Genomic DNA, 12,336 nt, shown 5'->3' on the forward strand with positions numbered 1-12,336 from the left:
GGAATGCCCATGGCTGAACGACTGGTGGCAGATGAGATGGTTGACAGGCTCAATGCCTGGGGCGTCAGGCGAATCTTTGGCTACAGCGGGGACGGGATCAATACCTTCCTGGGGGCGCTGCGCCGTCATGACAACGCTCCCGAATTTGTCCAGGCACGCCACGAGGAAAATGCCGCATTCATGGCCGTGGCACATTCCAAATACGGGGTGGGCCAGTATGGTGCCGATTACGACGGAGGGCCGGGCATCGGGGTCATGGTCTCCACCCAGGGTCCCGGCGCAGTCCACTTGCTCAACGGACTCTACGACGCAAAGCTCGATGGCATTCCGGTGGTTGCCATCGTCGGACAGCAGGACCTCAAGGCGCTGGGTTCCGGGTATCAACAGGAAATCGACCTCCCCGCGCTTTTCAAGGACGTGGCCGGGTATTGCGAACAAATTTCCACGCCGGGGCAGGTTTCCGGTGTCTTGGACCGCGCCTTCCGCACGGCCCTGGCCACATCCACACCGTGTGTGGTGATCATTCCCCACAATGTGCAGCAACAGCCCGCGTCGCAGCCAACGGGTGACCATGCCGAGATTGCCACGGCACCGGTGTGGGAGTCCCCACAGGTGCTGCCGCGGGATGCCGAGTTGGACGCGGCTGCAGACCTGCTTCGAGCCGGCAAGCGCATCGTGATGTTAGTGGGGCAAGGGGCCCGCAACGCCCGTACCGAGGTGGCCGGAATGGCCGAACGGCTCGGTGCCGCGGTTGTTACGAGCCTGCTGGGCAAACCATATGTTGATGAAACGCTGCCGAACGCCGCCGGGGTCATGGGTCACCTCGGCACTTCCGCCAGCGCTGCACTGCTTGGGCGCTGCGATTCGCTGCTGATCGTGGGATCCAACGATCCCTGGACCGAGTTCTACCCGGCCCCGGGCAGCGCCCGTGCAGTGCAGATCGACATTTCCGCTGAACGGCCCGGCAATCGCTACCCCGTCGAGGTGGCGCTCGTGGGGGATGCGGCGCATACGCTGCAGGCGCTAGCCGGGCGCCTTGCCCCTGACCAAGGTGAACGGGAACCCTGGCGCACCGAGGTCCGCGAACGGGTGTCTGCCTGGCGGGACCTGTCGCGGCAGCGTGCCCTGACAGCGGCCGAACCGGTCAACCCCGAACGGGTTTTCAGCGAGCTCTCCTCGGTCTTGCCCGACGACGCGCAGGTGGCCCTTGACGTGGGCAGTTGCGTATATTGGTATGCCCGACAGCTGGTGCTGCCACCGACGGTTCCAGCGCATCTCTGCAGCACATTGGCTTCGATGGGTTGCGGGGTTCCGTATGGGCTTGCAGCAAAGCTGTTGAATCCGGAGCGGCCAGTGGTGGTGCTGGCCGGTGACGGCGGCATGCAGATGAGCGGAGTGGCGGAACTCATCACCGTGGCCGCCCGCTGGAAGGACTGGACGGATCCCCGGTTTGTGGTGTGCGTCCTGAACAACGGCGATCTTGCGGAAGTGACGTGGGAACAAAGGGAAACAGAAGGGGATCCGCGCTATGGTGCCACACAGCATCTGCCACATTTTCCCTTCGCAGGCTACTCGGAACTTCTGGGCATGCGGGGGATCGAGGTCAAGGACCCTGGGGATCTCGGCGGGGCCTGGAGCCAGGCGTTGTCGGCCGATCGCCCGGTGGTCATCGACGTCCACACCGATGCCTCGGTGCCGTTGCTGCCGCCCTTCCCGCAAGGTGCCAAGAAGTTGCCCACCATGCGGGCGGCATTGGGGCAGGAAGGGAAAGCCGGGCAGAGGGCACTGCGCCTGCTCGATGAATACGCTGCGCAAGAAGAGGCACTCTTCGGATCGTGATGTCACATTGTCGGACGAGTCCCGAGGCGGATGGCAGGGAACCGGCGGGAGCTGTGCCCGAATCCTCCTTGGTTCCCGCCCCGCCCATGGCTGGCGCCGATCCAATGCGGACGTGTAGCCGCCGCGGCACTATTCCTTTGCGTGGTGCAGCGGCACGCGCCGGTAATTTTGCTCCGTTGAGTCCTCGTTGCGCCACGATATTTCCAGAAAGGGTGGGGCGGTTGCCCAACCGACGTCGTCCTTGACCCGGTTGAGGCCAATGAATTCCCCGTCCGGCAATTGCTCGGCCGAGAAGCTCCAGTCCGCTTCCCCCTCCACCGTGACTTTGCCCGTGGTGCGGAGATCAACGTCAAACACCGGGCTACCGGTTCGGTTGGTCACGTGCGCGGTCAGCGGGTCAATCCAATCCAGTTCCAGGTTCCGTGTCATGGATTAAGCGTAGACCGATTCGGCAGTGCGGTCTTGGTTTTTGCAACGCGCAGGACCAACGAATTTTGGGCTCGCCCGGTCCGTGAAAGCAACCTGGGATGGCCAGCGTCCGTTCTCCGCTTGCCACGGGTGGGCCCCGGTGTCTGCAATGAGGTGCCTCGGTGGAGGAAGCTATTGTTTGTGGGGGAAATGGAAGTAGTCTTTAGATTGATGGTGACGGGAAAACAGATCGTTATTCCCGCTCTGATTTAGACGATCGTCAGTTTGGTACCGTGCTTTTCTGGATCTGCGGTAGCCTCAACCTGGATCGGTGGGGGGACACCGCTAGAAAGGTTGAACGATGATTGCCGTAAACGAATACATGCGAGATCTCCTTCTTGAAACCCATGATCTCGAATCATTTCTCAATGCGCTGACACATGTCAGTGCCCAGGCCTTGTCCGAGTCCGGAGAGCCGGTCCATTGCGGCATTACCCTGCGGCGGCACAAGCGGGCGGGCACGGTGGCCAGCAACAGCTCATTGGCCCAGGAACTCGACGAGATCCAGTACAGCTTTGGCGAAGGACCGTGCCTCTCTGCATGCAAGGAGCAACGGACCATTCTGATCAACGATATTGAACGAGACGGCCGCTGGCCCGCATACTTTGAGGCCATCTCCTCCGCAGGGGTCCGATCCATGCTGGCCGTTCCGTTCAGCCTGGATTCCGAGGACACCGCTGCGATCAATATCTACTCGATGAGTAAGAACGCCTTTGATCAACAGGACGTGACACAGGTGGAAGGTTACGCCGAGCAGGCCTCGGCACTGTTGAACCTGGCCGTTCGGTTGGCCAGGCACCGCGACAACGAGGAAAACCTCAGGCTCGCCATGGAATCCCGGACCACCATTGACCTGGCGGTGGGCATCATCATGGGCCAGAACAAGTGCAGCCAGGAACGGGCGGTCGAGATCCTGAAGTCGGCTTCCAGCTCCAGGAACATCAAACTGCGCCATGTTGCGGAGGCGGTCATCGCCTCCACCACCAACCAGCCGATCGGCACCCATTTTGATGCGTAGGCCGCCGGGACGGTAAGTGTTCCACGGCCACGGCCAGGGGGATGCGTCAGCCGATGCCCAGATCCCGCAGCACGGCATCGGCCGCATGCCAGCCGGCCATGCCGTGCACGCCACCGCCCGGGGGAGTCGAGGACGAACAGATGTAGAGCCCGGGTGCCCCTGTATGGTAGGGCCGCAACGTGGGCGCCGGACGCAGCACTTGCTGGGTTCCCCGCAACGAGCCACCGCCGATGTCCCCGCCCACCAGGTTCGGGTTCCAGTCCTCCAGCGCACGCGGCGAAGTCTCGACGCGTCCGATGACCCGGTCCCCGAAACCCGGGGCAAAACGCTCGATCTGGCGGTCAACCAGCGGCCCGACGTCGGCGTCGCAGCCATTAGGCACGTGGGCGTAGCTCCAGATGACTTGATGCCCCGCCGGCGCCCGGGATTCGTCCGCCGCGGAAGGCTGGGCCAGCATGACAAAGGGCCTCGCGGGAACCTTGCCCCTGCCCACGTCCCGCTCGGCCTGAATCACATCGGCCAGGGAACCGCCCACGTGCACTGTCCCGGCGTGCGCTGTGCGTTCGTCCCGCCAGGGGATTGGCCCGTCCAGCAGGTAGTCGACCTTGAAGGCGCCCGGCCCGTACTTCCAGCGTCGCAGGTGGGATGCGTAGCGTCCACCGATCCCGGTCCCTGCCAGGTCCAGGACCTGCCGCGGTGTCAAGTCCAGCAACACTGCATCGCTGGCAGGCAGCTCGCGCAGGTCGCCCACCGGGCTGTTGGTGTGGATGACCACGTTGTCCAGGGCCAGTTGCTGCACCAGCGCGTGGATGATCGCGTTGGTTCCGCCCCGTGCCACCGGCCAACCCAACGACTGGCCCAGCCCGCCGAAGAGCACTGCGAAGCCTGAGGTGAACACATGGTTGAGCGGAAGCATCGAGTGGGCCGCCGAACCCGCAAACAGGGCCCGTGCGGCCTCGGTTCGGAAGGCCAGGCGCGCCAGGCCATCGGCGGGCCACAGCGCCCGCGCCCCGAAGCCGGCCATGAGCAATGGATGCGGCGGGATGCGCAACAGCGGTCCGGTGGCGTTTTCCAGGGATTCGAGCGGGTGGCCGGCCACCGCGCGGTGCAGCGTCCGCCACGCGGCCGCGTCAACTCCCAGCTCTGCCGCAGTCGTCTCGAGGTCGGGATGCAGCACGGCGCTGCGTCCGGTGTCCAGCGGGTGGGCCATCGGATAGCGGTGGCGTAGCCAGCGCAGCCCGTGTCTCTCCAGGCCAAGATGCAAGAAAGCGGGGCTTCCCACGCCGAAGGGGTGGGCGGCAGCACCCAGGTCGACAGTGGTTCCCGGCCCCAGCGTGTCGGCCGAGCGCGCGGCCCCGCCGACCTTTCCAGCTTGCTCGTAAACGGTCACCTGCACCCCGTGTTCGGCCAACCGGGCGGCCGCGGCAAGGCCATTGGGACCGGCGCCGACGACGATCGCGGTTCGTGTCATGGTGGTGGCTTCCTTTCTGGTGGCTATCCTGCGAAGAAGCGTTCCTCCCAGGTGGCCTCGATGATCCCGCGCACCTGGTTGATCTGGTCGGTGGCGCGGGCCTGCAGGTCGCGCAGCAATGCGGCGTCGAAGCGGGGATCCTTGGTGGCCACCAGGAGCAGGGTTTCCCACATGGCAAGCTTGGCGCGCAACATCCCGGTCAGCACGTCCAATTCGACCTGTGCCAGGCCGGCCTGCCGCCGACGCAGCAGGTTCACCGGGTTGACCCGCCCCACCAGGCGCACCACATGGGTGAAGGTGATCTTCAGCGGGTGCCCGTCATAGCCCAGCCGGTCGATGAGGCTCCGCAGGTCCTCCCGATCCGCCATGACCTGTCGGCAGAGGGAGAGCAACGCCGCCTCGTGGGCGGTTCCCTTCCAGGTGTCGGCAGCCGCGCGAAAGGCATTGACGCCTCCCTCGGATCCCAGGAAGTGCTCATTGAGGTAGTTGGACAAGGTCTGGTGGCTGACGCCCCGGAAATCATTCATGATTGCTCCTCGGATTCGACATGGGGGGACTTGTCCCGGCGAGCCGGGCACCGGAGGGAATGCTGGCCGCGCACTCGTGACGGCAACCTTTCTCCACACTACGGCCAAGGCACGGAGCGCGGAAGGAAAATGCGGCCTCGCCGCGCCGGACCCCGACGTCAGCCCGCACACCTCCGTGGAGGAGGGGATCGAAACTGTTCCTCCGGCAGGGGCACCGGCCTATGCTGGGGAGTGTGGTCAAGCAGTGGGCCGCAGGATGCACTATTGCCGGAAATTGATCATGCCAGATCCACGCCACAGAACTGCATTGGGCCCAGCGTCGGGTGCCCCGCGCCGTGTTGTTCCCGTCGCGCCGTCATATCCCACGCCTGTGCCATGCACCGAACCCGGGGGCGTGCCATCATGGTGAGCGCCTGGACCTCAGGGGTTGGCGCCCAGCTGGCTGGCCCGGGGGCGGTCACCATCCTGCACGGAACGACGTTCGCCTTGGCGGCCGCCAACGGCGACATGGACGGAACCCGCCCGCATGGGTTCTTCTTCCGCGACACCCGCTTCATCTCCGGCTGGCGGCTGCGGATCAACGGCAAGGACATGGAGCCCCTGGTGGGGACCGCCATCGAACCCTACAAGGCCATGTTCGTCGGCCGGGTGGCCGGAAGCAGCCTGGAGAATGAAAGCCACGTGCTGGTGGAACGCCACCGAAGCCTCAACGGCGGCCTGAAAGAACGAATCGTGATCCACAACTATTCGAAGGCCGAGTTTGCCGCCACGATCTTTCTGGAAGTGGCAGCCGACTTCGCGGACCTCTTTGACGTCAAGGCGGGGATCCGCCGCTCCACGAACGGATCGTTGTCGCATACCGGCCACGGAGGTCTTGAATTCATCGGCACCGTTGGCGGGCACCGGCTGGGCGTTGGCATCCGGGACGAACATGCCATGCCTTCCGCCGGCGGCCTCGAGTACGACATGGTGTTGGCGCCCCAGGGCGAGTGGTCGACGGTGGTGGTCGTGGACCCGTCCATCGACGGCCAAGGCCCCGGGGCCGACGCCCCCATGGGCCAGGCAGCGGGCGCCGTCGATCTCCCGGCCTTGCGCCAACAGGCGTGGAAGGAACGCGTTCCCACCGCGGAAATACAGGACCGCGGGGTGGGCGAAGCCCTGCAGACCGGCCGCGGGGACCTTGGATCGCTGCGCATCTTCGACCCCGAGGACGAGGAGCGGGTGGTGGTTGCCGCGGGAGCTCCATGGTTCATGGCGCTTTTCGGGCGGGATTCGCTGCTGGCTTCGTTCCTGTCGCTGAGCGTCGACCCCTCCCTGGCGCTGGGAACCATACAAACCCTCGCCGAACGCCAGGGCAGGGAAACCAATCCACCCACCGAGGAAGAACCGGGCAAGATCCTCCACGAGGTGCGCATGGGGTCCTCTCCGTCAAAGGAGCTCGGCGGCACCGGGGCCTATTTCGGCTCCGTCGACTCCACGCCGTTGTTTGTCACGATGGCCGGGGAAATGACCAGGTGGGGCGTGGGCGGGCAAACCCTGGAGCGCTTGATGCCCTCGATGGACGAGGCGCTGGGTTGGATCGAACGCACCACCGCGAAGGATCCCCACGGCTTCCTGACCTACCAGCGCTCGACGCCCACGGGCCTTGCCAACCAGGGGTGGAAGGATTCCTGGGACGGCGTCACCTTCGCCGACGGCAGCATTGCCGAGGCGCCCCTGGCCCTGTGCGAGGTGCAGGGCTACGTGTACACCGCCTACCTCGCGCGGGCCTTGATTGCCCAGCAATCCAACGACACGGCATTGATGCTGAAGTATGCGGCCAAGGCCCAACGCCTCAAGGAAGCCTTCAACGAAAAATTCTGGCTTGCCGACCGAGGGTACCTTGCCCTGGCCATTGACGGAGACCAGCGACAGGTGGACTCATGCGCATCGAACATGGGCCACAGCCTGTGGAGCGGGATCGTTGACAGTGCCCTGGCCCCGCAGGTGGCCAAGGCACTGATGACCCGGGACATGTTCACCGGCTGGGGCGTGCGGACGCTCTCGAGCAAGATGAAGGCGTACAACCCGGCCAGCTATCACAATGGTTCGGTGTGGCCCCACGACAACGCACTGATAGCCGGTGGCCTGATGCGCTATGGCTTTGTCGAGGAATCCCAGCGCATCGCCACGGCCCTGATGCAGGCGGCCGGATTCCTCAACGGCAGGCTGCCGGAACTCTTCTGCGGACTGGACCGCGGCAGCCATCCGGTCCCGGTGCCCTACCCAACCTCCTGCTCGCCGCAGGCCTGGGCGGCTGCGGCACCCATGCACCTGCTGCGGATCATGCTGCGTTTCGACCCGGTCCTGCCGAGGGGAAGCTCTTCATCGACCCGGTGCTGCCGCCCGAATGGGGCGAGGTGCACCTGCGAAACATCTCCGTGGGCAAGGACAAGATCAACATCACCGCCAACGGCACGCGGTTCCGCATCGAGGGGGCGCCGGCAGGGTTGGAAGTGGTGCACGGTCTGCGCGGCCCGCTGGCCGACATGCTCGATGTCACGGCGGCCCGCCCATGAAACCGGGACGGAGGCCATAGGTGCGTATCGGGATCATTGCCCCTCCGTGGCTCACCGTGCCGCCGGAGGGCTACGGCGGCACCGAAACCGTCATCGATGTGCTGGCCCGCGGGCTGGCGGGACTGGGCCACGAGGTGCTGCTGGCGGCTGCCTCGGGCAGCGCCAGCCCGGTGGCCCTGGCAGCGGGCAGCTTTCCGCCGGATCCCCGGCACCTGGGCCGTACCCAGGATGAGCTGCGGCATGTCATCAACGCCTATCGACGGCTGGACGGGATGGAGATCATCCACGACAACACGCTCGCCGGTCCGCTGTTGATGCGCGCGTCCGGGGCGATCCCCGTGGTGTCCACCGCCCACAATCCCATGGACGCCCTCACCTTGCCGATCTATCGCGCGATCGCCGGGCACGCCTCGCTGCTGGCCATCTCCAGGCACCAGGCCACCAGCGCGCGGGGGGTGGACATCTGCCGGGTGATCCACCACGGCATCGACGCGGACAGCATTCCCATGGGCACCGGCAGCGGCGGCTATGCCTGCTTCCTGGGCCGGATGCACCCGAACAAGGGCGTGCTCACGGCCATTGAGGTGGCCAGGAGGGCCGGGGTGCCGTTGCGGATTGCGGCGAAGATGGCCAGCACCGGGGAACACGAATATTTCGCCCAGGTGATCCGCCCGAAGTTGGGAGGGGACATCGAATACGTTGGGGAATTGCGGGCCGGGGAAAAGTTCCGGCTGCTCGGCGAATCCCTGGCCCTGTTGAACCCCCTCCAGTGGGCCGAGCCCTTTGGCATGGTCATGATCGAGGCCATGGCCACAGGCACCCCGGTGCTGTGCACTTCCCGCGGCTCCGCCCCGGAGATCGTTGACGACGGAGTCACCGGATTCATCAGGGACACACCCCGGGCACTCGCAGCGGCACTGCCCGAATGTGCCCACCTGAAGCGCCAGGACTGTCGCGCCTCGACGGAAACAATATTCAGTGCAAGGCGCATGGCGCTCGAGCACGTGGACTTCTATGAGAGGTGCCTGGCCCGGGAGCCCGATCCCTGTCCCGTGCCGGTCTAGCGGAAACGGCCAGGCCCAAGTGGGGGACCGGCGTCATCCCCGTGGCCCGGATGCGACAGCGTCATCGCGCGCCGGTAGACTCCGTGAATATGCACGCCGAACCGCACGCGCCCGCCAAGACCATCCATGCCGTCTTCCTCGACGTCGACGGCACCTATGCGGATTACGGGGTGGTTCCCCAGTCCCATGCCCGGGCCGTCCGGGCTGCCCGGACAGCCGGTCACAAGGTCTTGCTGTGCACCGGCCGGCCGGTTGCCATGCTCCCCGAGCACATCCTCGAAGCCGGATTCGACGGACTGGTGGCCAGTGCCGGCGCCTACGTCGAGGTGGACGGCGAGGTGCTCATGGACCGGCGGTTCCCCGCGGAAATGGCGGACCGGACCCTTGCCGCCCTCGATGCGCACGATGCCATCTATGTCCTTGAATCCCCGGAGGCACTCCACGTCCGTGCATCTGCCGAACCGCGCCTGAGGGAAATCATCGAATCGCACTTCAGCCAGCGCCCCGATGGCCGGAAGACCGGTTCCTCGGCCATCCTGGGTTCCCTGGCCACCATCCCGGCAGATCCCTCCTTCGCAAAGATTTCCGTGTTCGAGGCCCCGGTTTCGGTGGGCAGCATTGCCGCGGAGATCGGGGCGGACGTGGCAGTGGTCGAAAACTCCATCGCCGACGAGGGCCGCCATACCGGGGAGCTGTTCCGGCGCGGGATTTCCAAGGCCGACGGCGTCGCCGTGGCGATTGAACGCCTGGGTATTGACAGGGCTGACACCATCGCCTTCGGCGACGGGGAAAACGATTTGGAAATGATCGCCTATGCGGGGCTCGGCGTGGCCATCGAGGGATCGCATCCCGGGCTGCTGGTTCTGGCCGACCGCACTGCGCTCCCGCCCAGCCGCGACGGGATCGCCGCCGCCTTCGCCGAGCTGGGACTGATCTGATCCCGAGCCCGCCGCCAAAACCAAAGGAACGCCCGACCTGTAGGTCGGGCGTTTTCTGGTGTTAGGAGGATGTTCCGGTTCGCGCTGCCGGAGCGGGCGTCGCGGAAATTCTTGCGCAGAAGGCGGGAGTCTGTTGGGTGCGGTCGGACATGGAAGACGGCAGATGCCGGTATTCCCCTTCCGGTGATATGAGCGGAAAATGACGAGTAGAGAGCGCTGGCATAGCACGCAATCCGGGAGGCCATGATGAACAAGGAAGCGCCACATGTCGGGGGAATGGGCCCGATCGTCGTGGGCGTCTTGCCCAAACAGCCCAGGCGCGTGGTGCTCGAGGCGCGGACACTTGGCGAGGCCCTGGGGGCACCCCTGGTCTTCGCCTATGTGGAGATCAACAGCTACCTGGTCGAGTGGGAACTCAAGGAGGAGATCCGCGGCAATTCCCTGCATCCGCGAGAGATCGACGACGACATGACCGAGGATGCCCGCGACGTCCTGCGGATCCTGGACAGTGCCATGGCGGGGACCAAGATCGAATGGTCGTTGCGGGTCATGGCGGGGGATCCCGGCAAGGCACTGGCCCGGCTGGGCAATGAACTGCACGCGCGGATGATCGTGGTGGGCACCCGGCACAAGGGTGTCGGGGCCCGGGTGTCGGAACTGCTCAACGGGACTACCGCACACCACGTTATTGCGCACCAGCAGCTGCCCGTGGTTGTGGTCCCCGTCCATCACGAAGCCTCCTGACGGCGCTGGTTGTCGGCAGCGATGCCATGCACTTTTAGGTGATCCGGGTGGATTCCCCTGGCCGAGGGCCAATGCATAATCGTCTGTGAGTGCGATGGTGGGGGAGAAGCGACCGATTTGCTAATGAGAATCATTCTTAGCTACTGTGTTGGTCGTGACTCTCATACTTGTAACATCGCTCGAATCCCACATCCGCGACAAGGCACTCGACTCCTTGGTGGCGTCGATGCCCAACGCGATGGTGGTTCGCCACGATTTGCTGGAAGGCGAACGCGTGCTGCGTCGCGTGTCCAGGGGAACGGCAAGCCTGGAACGCTATGAAATCCCCTTGGAACACGGCTGCCTGACCTGCACGGTGAGGCTTGACGTCTTGCCCACGGTGACCCGTATCCTCGATACCCTGCCCGAGGACGTGATCGTCGGATTGCCGCCCAGCGTCAACGCGGATATGGTCCTGGAATACCTTCAACCGCAGCTGGCATTGCGCGGGAAAGTACTTGACTCGATCTGCCTTGCACTGGACCCGGCCGCGCTCGAGGACCAGATGTGGGACTCTCGCACGCTCTGGCAGGCGGGTCTGAGCAGCGTGGAGGAAGACGACAGGACCGCGGGGGAATTCCTCGTCAAGGAGATCGCCTGGGCGGACACGTCCCTGATGCTTGAGGGCCTCTTTGCCCACCTCTTTGAATCGGAGGCGCCAGGGTGCCAATCCGGGGGAGAACTCTTCCTGCGCGGGACGCAGCTGCTCACCGAGATGGGACCGCACCTGGCGGTGATCCATCCGGACGAGGATCTGGCTCTCGCAACCTATGAGCCGGACTCTGCGCGCCGACGCGCATCGCCTGGCGCCATCATTCTCCGTGATGCCGCCGAGACCAGCGACGGCGTGGAAGACACGGCGCAGGGCCGGGAATTCACCACGGTGCAACTTCATGCGGAGCGCCCGTTGCATCCGGGACGGCTCAAGGACGCGTTGCACCGGATGGCTGAAGGCTGCGTGTGGTTGCGAGGCACCTTCTGGATCGGGAGCGCGCCGGAAACCAAAATGGTGCTCGGCGGTGCCGGGCCATTCGTCTGGCTGGAGAGCCAAGGCAAGTGGGGTGCCGAGACGGCTCGCACCCACATTGCACTGACCAGCGACAGCAACGATGCATCGGAGCTGGCGGAGATCCTGGGCTCCTGTGAATTGTTAGATGCCGAAATCCTCAGGTCGCCCCATACGTTCGAGGACACATTGCGGCTCACTGACTTGAACTGAAATTTGCGCCCGACGACGACTAGTTTTACTGCAATAACTACCGAAGGAAAATGATGAAAGTACGCAACTCCATCCGAGCACTCAAGAAGATTCCGGGCGCCCAGGTTGTCCGGCGCCGCGGGAAGGTCTTCGTGATTAACAAGAAGAATCCGCGCATGAAGGCCCGTCAGGGTTAAGGCCGCCATTCGGGGGCGCGATGACCGTTCGTGGCTGGACCACGAGCGGTCATCACGCCCGTGCAGCCGTGCAGCCGTGCAGCCGTGCGCGAAAGTGCGTCTAGAGGCGGATCCGACCGCGAAAGTTGCCACCATCGGCGCCGGTTCGGGACGGGGCATTCGAATGCCCAGGCCATGGCGAGAATCCACTGACAGCCGCCTTCGGTGAACATCACGCGAACTCATATCAGAAAGCGCCGCAAATCCACTGGTCCGCGTGATGATTGTGGGTAATA

At 64.8% G+C, this 12,336-nt stretch carries 10 protein-coding genes and 1 pseudogene; 8 read left to right on the forward strand and 3 right to left on the reverse strand.

The window, feature by feature from the left end:
- The first annotated feature begins 9 nt into the window (after positions 1-9).
- The gene (locus OIU93_RS07220; protein WP_264269405.1) at positions 10-1,839 is read left to right on the forward strand and encodes a thiamine pyrophosphate-requiring protein; all 1,830 of its coding nucleotides are present in this window, start codon (positions 10-12) and stop codon (positions 1,837-1,839) included.
- A gap of 129 nt (positions 1,840-1,968) precedes the next feature.
- On the opposite strand, the gene OIU93_RS07225 is transcribed toward OIU93_RS07220, so the two are convergent.
- On the reverse strand, positions 1,969-2,268 hold the full coding sequence (locus OIU93_RS07225; RefSeq protein WP_264269406.1) for a hypothetical protein: 300 nt from the start codon (positions 2,266-2,268) through the stop codon (positions 1,969-1,971).
- A gap of 340 nt (positions 2,269-2,608) precedes the next feature.
- Here OIU93_RS07225 and OIU93_RS07230 point away from each other — a divergent pair, with 340 nt between their 5' ends.
- Positions 2,609-3,325, forward strand: coding sequence for a GAF and ANTAR domain-containing protein (locus OIU93_RS07230; RefSeq protein WP_264269407.1), 717 nt, complete (start codon positions 2,609-2,611; stop codon positions 3,323-3,325).
- Positions 3,326-3,371: 46 nt separating this feature from the next.
- Here the strand turns inward: OIU93_RS07230 and OIU93_RS07235 are convergent, their stop codons facing one another.
- Both OIU93_RS07235 and OIU93_RS07240 read right to left on the reverse strand, forming a co-directional pair.
- Positions 3,372-4,796 carry an NAD(P)/FAD-dependent oxidoreductase gene (locus OIU93_RS07235; protein WP_264269408.1) on the reverse strand — a complete coding sequence of 475 codons (1,425 nt, stop codon included), beginning with the start codon at positions 4,794-4,796 and terminating at the stop codon, positions 3,372-3,374.
- Between the two features lie 23 nt (positions 4,797-4,819).
- A complete protein-coding gene (locus OIU93_RS07240) occupies positions 4,820-5,323 on the reverse strand; it encodes a hypothetical protein (protein WP_264269409.1) in 504 nt (167 codons plus the stop codon).
- 507 nt (positions 5,324-5,830) lie between these two features.
- Between OIU93_RS07240 and OIU93_RS07245 the strand changes: the two are divergent.
- The 6 genes and pseudogenes from OIU93_RS07245 to ykgO all read left to right on the forward strand — a co-directional run.
- A pseudogene (locus OIU93_RS07245) lies at positions 5,831-7,567 on the forward strand (glycogen debranching N-terminal domain-containing protein); the annotation flags it as partial.
- Positions 7,568-7,901: 334 nt separating this feature from the next.
- On the forward strand, positions 7,902-8,945 hold the full coding sequence (locus OIU93_RS07250; RefSeq protein ID WP_264269410.1) for a glycosyltransferase family 4 protein: 1,044 nt from the start codon (positions 7,902-7,904) through the stop codon (positions 8,943-8,945).
- 89 nt (positions 8,946-9,034) lie between these two features.
- A complete protein-coding gene (locus OIU93_RS07255; RefSeq protein ID WP_264269411.1) occupies positions 9,035-9,883 on the forward strand; it encodes an HAD-IIB family hydrolase in 849 nt (282 codons plus the stop codon).
- A gap of 243 nt (positions 9,884-10,126) precedes the next feature.
- The gene (locus OIU93_RS07260; protein WP_264269412.1) at positions 10,127-10,627 is read left to right on the forward strand and encodes a universal stress protein; all 501 of its coding nucleotides are present in this window, start codon (positions 10,127-10,129) and stop codon (positions 10,625-10,627) included.
- Between the two features lie 154 nt (positions 10,628-10,781).
- Complete coding sequence (locus tag OIU93_RS07265; protein WP_264269413.1) at positions 10,782-11,885, forward strand: GTP-binding protein; 1,104 nt, start codon at positions 10,782-10,784, stop codon at positions 11,883-11,885.
- A 53-nt stretch (positions 11,886-11,938) separates the two neighbouring features.
- Complete coding sequence (gene ykgO, locus OIU93_RS07270; RefSeq protein WP_217391085.1) at positions 11,939-12,061, forward strand: type B 50S ribosomal protein L36; 123 nt, start codon at positions 11,939-11,941, stop codon at positions 12,059-12,061.
- Positions 12,062-12,336: the final 275 nt, after the last annotated feature.

The organism is Paeniglutamicibacter sp. ZC-3 (genome assembly GCF_025847175.2).
Taxonomy (GTDB): domain Bacteria; phylum Actinomycetota; class Actinomycetes; order Actinomycetales; family Micrococcaceae; genus Paeniglutamicibacter; species Paeniglutamicibacter sulfureus.

Excerpts from the sequence above, each read along its gene's own strand:
- OIU93_RS07220 (WP_264269405.1), top strand. The coding sequence starts at position 10 with ATGGCTGAACGACTGGTGGCAGATGAGATGGTTGACAGGCTCAATGCC.
- OIU93_RS07225 (WP_264269406.1), bottom strand. The coding sequence starts at position 2,268 with ATGACACGGAACCTGGAACTGGATTGGATTGACCCGCTGACCGCGCAC.
- OIU93_RS07230 (WP_264269407.1), top strand. The coding sequence starts at position 2,609 with ATGATTGCCGTAAACGAATACATGCGAGATCTCCTTCTTGAAACCCAT.
- OIU93_RS07235 (WP_264269408.1), bottom strand. The coding sequence starts at position 4,796 with ATGACACGAACCGCGATCGTCGTCGGCGCCGGTCCCAATGGCCTTGCC.
- OIU93_RS07240 (WP_264269409.1), bottom strand. The coding sequence starts at position 5,323 with ATGAATGATTTCCGGGGCGTCAGCCACCAGACCTTGTCCAACTACCTC.
- OIU93_RS07255 (WP_264269411.1), top strand. The coding sequence starts at position 9,035 with ATGCACGCCGAACCGCACGCGCCCGCCAAGACCATCCATGCCGTCTTC.
- OIU93_RS07260 (WP_264269412.1), top strand. The coding sequence starts at position 10,127 with ATGATGAACAAGGAAGCGCCACATGTCGGGGGAATGGGCCCGATCGTC.
- ykgO (WP_217391085.1), top strand. The coding sequence starts at position 11,939 with ATGAAAGTACGCAACTCCATCCGAGCACTCAAGAAGATTCCGGGCGCC.